Here is a 5,536-nt window from a genome sequence, read left to right as displayed (position 1 = left end):
GGCCACCATCACCACCGGCGGCACCGCCTGCGCGGTGGCATCGACGGCATCGCGGCCGCCGCGCAGGCGGTGCCGCCGGTGGTGATGGTGGCCCTGGCCCTGCCCATCCTCGGCTTCGGCGGTCCGCCGACCCTGCTGGCGCTCGTCGCCTACGGCATCATGCCGGTCCTGCGCGGCACGGTGGGGGCGCTGGAAGCGGTCTCGCCCGAGGCACGCGAGGCGGCGCAAGCCATGGGGTTCACGCGCCTCCAGATCCTCTTGCGCGTGGAACTGCCTCTGGCGATGCCGGGCCTCGTCGATGCCCTGCGCACGGCCCTCGTCCTCGCCATCGCCACCACGGCGGTGGGGGCGCTGGCGGGGGCCTCGACCCTCGGCACGCCCATCGTCGCCGGACTGCAGAACCAGAACGTCCTGCCGATGCTCCAGGGCGCCCTGGCCACCGCCGCCCTGGCCTTCCTCTGCGACGCAGCCATGTTGGCGCTGGCGAGCATCGCCTCGGCGGACCGGGCGCGGGGATGAACGGGTTTCGCAAAGGCGGTGACCGATTTTGCGATCTGAAATCGGCGACGAGTTGGAGCCTGTTTGAGTTGTTTGTCCAACGCATTAACCTCATCCTGAGGTGCCGCGCAGCGGCCTCGAAGGAGGGCTCCAGAACCCGCTGCGCGAACTGGAGGGCTCCTTCGAGGCCTCCGCTCCGCTTCGGCACCTCAGGATGAGGTGGTCGGCTGGGGCGATCGGTGCGGTCGTTTCCGGGCCTGTTCGAACGTCACGAGGCGGCATGACAAACCCGACGGCGCAGGACATCGCGGCATTGCGGAGCGAGTGGATCACCGGAGGCCGGCTGGTCGTCGGGGACGATCCCTCTCCATCGGATCATGAAGCGGTCTACCGATGGGGCTTGGACTTCATCGACGGCGGCGCTGACGATCCCGATTACGGCACCGTCCTCGGCCTGATCTATCATAGCTTGAACTTCGACATCCCGTTCAGCGCGACGAAGTCCGTGCGGGACGATCTGATGCACATGGCGCGGAGAAAACTCGAAGATCCGCATTGGCGCAAACAAACGATCTAGCCGACAGGATGTGAGACTTTCTCGGTATCCGCGGCGACGCGAGCCTGCTCGGCGTTGGCACCTGATTGGCCGGACGGCGTGAACGGCCACCGAGGGCGTGTCGGGCCGGTGCCGTGGCCAGGACATCGTCCGAGGCGACCGGATGCGGCGCTCGCCTGTCGTCGACCAGAACGGCATGACGAGGCCGTGTCCATCCCGGGTGGTCTTGAGACGGGACGGTTCGTGGAAGCCGGTGCGTAAAATCAGACGTTCGAGGGGACAACGATCCCTGTTGTCCCTCGCGTGCGAGACGTCTGGCACTGCCCCGCGCGCGTTCTACAGCAAACCGCGCTGGGCGGATGTCAGCGGCATCGAGAGATGTCTGCCGAAGCGTGAACCTGCGCACCTCCGAAGACGACCTGTTGCCGCAACGGCGGTTGCGCCAGGGCGTAGATCAGTCGCGGCTCGGCGGGCATGCTGGCCGCATCGAGGGCGGCACGGTGCTGGGGTTCCAGTACGAGGCCGAGGGACGCCACATTGTCGGCGACCTGTGCCGCGCGGCTGACGCCCATCAGGGTCGAGGCCACGCCCGGTTTGCCCACGACCCAAGCGAGCGCGACACGCGCCGGCGATTGTCCGATCGCGTCGGCCACGCGGCGGACGGCCTCCACGATATCCCAGTTGCGCGGCGTGAACAGGCGGTCGCCGAACGGATTCGCGCCGTCGAGGCGCTTGTCGTCGGCCGGGCGCGCCTCACCGGCCTGCGCCGCGTCTTTCGGCAGGCCACCCGCGAGTGGGCCGGCCGCCTCCACGGTGGCGCGGTCGTACTTGCCCGTGAGCAACCCGTAGGCGAGAGGTGACCAAGGCACCATGCCCATGCCGAATTCAGCCGCGAGCGGGATGTGCTCGTCCTCCACCTCCCGATTGACGAGCGAGTAGAAATACTGGAGCGCGATCGGACCCGGCAGACCGCGCGAGGCGGCGAGGGTCGCGAGCTTGGCGGCATACCAGGCCGGCGTGTTCGACAGACCCCAGTAGCGAACCTTGCCCGCACGAACGAGGCCGACCATCGTTTCGAAGAGTTCTTCCGCCGGCGTGATCCCGTCCCAGACGTGCAGCCAGTACAGGTCGATGTAGTCCGTTCCCAGGCGGCGCAGCGAACCGTCGATCGCCGCGTGGACGTGCTTGGCGCCACAGCCACCTGCATGCGGTCCGCTCCCGGTGGCGAAACCCGATTTGGTGGCGAGGACGAGCCGGTCGCGCAGGCCGCGTTCGGCGACGAAACGACCGACCATCGTCTCGCTGCCGCCACTCGCGTAGACGTCGGCCGTATCGACGAAGTTGCCGCCACGCTCGACATAGGCATCGAACACCGCGCGACTGCCGGCCTCGTCGAGACCCCAGCGCGCCGCGCCGAACGTCATGGTGCCCAGCGCCAGGGGGCTCACCGCGAGTCCGGAGCGGCCCAGCGACCGATAATGCGTCAAATCCATTGTTGAGCCTCGCTAATGATCCAGCGGATGGTAGCGATACCGCCCCCATTCGATTAGCCGTTGCCGGCGGCAAGGGTCTGTGAATGGAATGCAGCAATGCGGCGTGGCGCACTCGACGATCTCGCGGCCTTCGCGGCGGTGGCACGGACCCGCAGCTTCACACGGGCCGCGGCCGAACTCGGCCTGTCCCCGTCGGCCCTCAGCCATGCGATGCGAGGCTTGGAGACGCGTCTGGGTGTGCGCCTGCTCGCGCGCACGACGCGTAGCGTCGCCCCGACGCCAGCCGGCGAGCGACTGTTGCGCTCGCTCGGCCCGGCGTTGGAAGAGGTCGAGCGTGGCCTCGCGGCGTTGGCCGATTGGCGCGACGCGCCGTCCGGCACCCTCCGGTTGACGACGTTCTCCTACGCCGCCCGCACCATCCTCGAGCCGACCCTGCCACGGTTCCTGCTCGAACACCCGGCGGTCTCGGTCGAGGTGGTGATCGACGATCGCCTCGCCGACGTCGTCACGGCCGGCTTCGATGCCGGCATACGCTTCGGCGACACGGTGGAGCAGGACATGGTGTCGGTCCGCGTCGGACCGGACCTGCGCACGGTCGTCGTCGGCACGCCGGGCTATTTCGCCCACCATCCTCGGCCGGCGACTCCAAGCGACTTGGAAGCCCATAACTGCGTGAACTACCGCCTGATCGGTGGCGGCGGCCTCCTGCCCTGGGAGTTCACCGACATGGACAAGGGCCGCGAGATACGGGTGCGCGCGGGCGGACAGTTCATCGTCAATGACGGCCCCCTCGCAGCTGCGGCCGTGCGCGCGGGGGCGGGGCTCGGCTACATGTTGGAGGACGAGGTCGCAGCCGATCTCGCGGCCGGAACGTTGGTTCAGGTGCTCGACGCGTGGTGCCCGCCCTTCTCGGGCTGTCACCTCTATTATCCCAACAGGCAGGTCACGCCAGCGCTCCGCGCTCTGATCGACGCCTTGCGATGGGTGAGACCGTGACCCCTATGGGTCGACGGCGGCCCAACCATCGATCCCACGCCGCAACAGGTCTCACTCGTCCTTGAACACCACCTTGGCGCCGCGCTCGATGCGGGTGGCGAGGTCGCGGGCGTCCCAGTTGGTCAGGCGGATGCAGCCGTGGGATTCGGTCTTGCCCACCTTCTCCGGCTCGGGCGTGCCGTGGATGCCGTAGGACGGGATCGACAGGTCGATCCAGACGATGCCGACCGGGTTGTTCGGGCCGGGGCGGATCGAGAAGGTCTTCTTCGTCTTCACGCCCTTGAACGCGTATTTGGGGTTGTAGGTGTAGACCGGCGCGAAGGCGACGCCCTTCACCTTGGCCTCGCCTGACGGGGCCGGCTTCTCCGCGCTGCCGATGGAGGCGGGGTAATAGGCCCGCAGGGTGCCGTCCTCGCCAAAGCCGCGGACATGGCGCGTGACCTTGTCGACTTCGACCCGCACGATGTCTTTCTTGGGTGTGTCGTCCTTCTTCTGCGCCTCATCGCTCTTGGACGCATCGTCCTTCTTCGACGTGTCCGTGCCGTTGTCCGCGGCCGGCTTGCCCTCGACCTTGCCGTCCGATGCATCGCGGGCCTTGTCTTCGGATTTGCCGGCCGCCTTTCCGTCGGACTTGCCGCCAGCCTTGCCGTCAGCCTTGCCCTTGGGCTTCGTCTCGTCCTTCGCCGGCTTGCCGGTATCCAGGGGCGGGACCGCCGCCACGAGGATGCCGGTGCCGGCCTTGTCGAGGGCGGCGTCCGGGTTCAGGGCGGTGAGGAGGTCGCGCGACATGTGGAACCGCTCGGCCAGCATCTCGCGCGGATTGGTGTAGCTCATCGCCTCGAGATCGGCCTGCTCCTCCATCTTGGCGGGGATTTTCTCCGCGAAGGGGCCCGCCGCGTCGGACTCGGTGATCGTGTAGGAGACCACCACCGGGTCGGCGCTGGAGGCGGCGAGCTTGTCGAAGAGCTCCTGGTTCAGGGTCTGGCTCGCAGGCAGCCCCTGCGCCACCGCGTAGGCCGACAGGGCGTTGCGCATGTTCTCGCCGTCGCGGCCGTCGATGGCGCCGGGGGAGAAATGCGCCCGGTCGAGGAGCACCTGGACCTTCACCAGAAGCGGCTGGGGTCGCTTGTCCTTCGCGCTCGTGCGGGCCTTCTTGCCGCCCGCCTTGTCGCCGCTCTCCTGCATTGTGAAGGTCGCGCCGTTGATCGCCTCGACGGTCAGGGCCTCGCCGGGTGTGGTCTTGCCCGCGTCGGAGGACGTGGTTCCTGCCGGCTTCGCCTCTAGCGCCGCCGGTGTCGCCAGGCAGACGAGGGCCATGAGCGCGACGGCACTCGGCAGGGGCAGATGGGCCATTTCGGGATCAACTTTCGCCGGGGGATCGACAGGTGCGCTCCTTAAAGCCGGCGCGCCCCTTCGGCGTTCCACATCTCCTACTGGCAGAGACGATGTCCTGCATTCCTCTCGCGCTCGTCGAGATGGAGGTGGTTGCCGTGAGCCGCATCCGATCCGGGTCCGAGCACGGTGCGGAAGAAGCCGCAGGCCTTGGCCCGGATGGCGGCCTGGAACGTCGCCTCCGGTGCGTCGTCGAGACCGGCGCCGACCTTGATCGGTGCACGCCCGTCGAAACCGTAGCCCATGATGTCGACGCCGTTGGCGAAGCTATGCTCGCTGAGCTTGGCCTCGGGATCGTGGTTCTGGCCGCGACACTCGTAGGAGGTGCCGATGGACAGGCTCCTGAGGGGGGCCTTCAGGATGCGCTCGGAGGCTTCCTGCGCCTCCGTCGCCAGGCGCGCCAGGGCCTCGGCCGTGTTGCAGACCAGGGTCGCGGGAGGCGTGAGCGCCACGTCGCCGGAGAGGCGGGTGAGCTTCAGCGGCTTCTCCGCGCCGCATTGACCGTTCGAGATCGGCGGCAGCGCCTCGAAGGTCGCGCCCAGGCGCTCCAGGCGCTTGCGGCAGGCGGTGTCGTCGAGGGGGGCGACCGTCAGGGTGAGGG

6 protein-coding genes are annotated in these 5,536 nt (G+C 68.4%); 3 read left to right on the top strand and 3 right to left on the bottom strand.

The genetic code is table 11. The annotated features are described in order from the left end of the window. The coding region (locus FV220_RS23820; protein WP_147833457.1) for an ABC transporter permease subunit at positions 1-519 on the top strand (519 nt) is incomplete at its 5' end. A 259-nt stretch (positions 520-778) separates the two neighbouring features. After that, the gene (locus FV220_RS23810) at positions 779-1,075 is read left to right on the top strand and encodes a hypothetical protein (RefSeq protein WP_147833456.1); all 297 of its coding nucleotides are present in this window, start codon (positions 779-781) and stop codon (positions 1,073-1,075) included. Positions 1,076-1,416: 341 nt separating this feature from the next. Here FV220_RS23810 and FV220_RS23805 read toward each other — a convergent pair whose 3' ends face one another. Further along, positions 1,417-2,547 carry an aldo/keto reductase gene (locus FV220_RS23805; RefSeq protein WP_147833455.1) on the bottom strand — a complete coding sequence of 377 codons (1,131 nt, stop codon included), beginning with the start codon at positions 2,545-2,547 and terminating at the stop codon, positions 1,417-1,419. 96 nt (positions 2,548-2,643) lie between these two features. Here FV220_RS23805 and FV220_RS23800 point away from each other — a divergent pair, with 96 nt between their 5' ends. After that, complete coding sequence (locus FV220_RS23800; RefSeq protein ID WP_056140402.1) at positions 2,644-3,543, top strand: LysR family transcriptional regulator; 900 nt, start codon at positions 2,644-2,646, stop codon at positions 3,541-3,543. Positions 3,544-3,594: 51 nt separating this feature from the next. Here FV220_RS23800 and FV220_RS23795 read toward each other — a convergent pair whose 3' ends face one another. Together FV220_RS23795 and FV220_RS23790 are read right to left on the bottom strand one after the other, a co-directional pair. Next, positions 3,595-4,896, bottom strand: a complete 1,302-nt coding sequence (locus FV220_RS23795) for a L,D-transpeptidase (protein WP_147833454.1) — start codon at positions 4,894-4,896, stop codon at positions 3,595-3,597. Between the two features lie 77 nt (positions 4,897-4,973). Continuing rightward, on the bottom strand, positions 4,974-5,536 hold a 563-nt coding region (locus tag FV220_RS23790), incomplete at its 5' end, for an extensin family protein (protein WP_147833453.1).

The sequence above is a fragment of the Methylobacterium sp. WL19 genome, from assembly GCF_008040005.1.
GTDB lineage: Bacteria > Pseudomonadota > Alphaproteobacteria > Rhizobiales > Beijerinckiaceae > Methylobacterium > Methylobacterium bullatum.
This window is presented reverse-complemented; position numbering and strand designations above follow the sequence as displayed.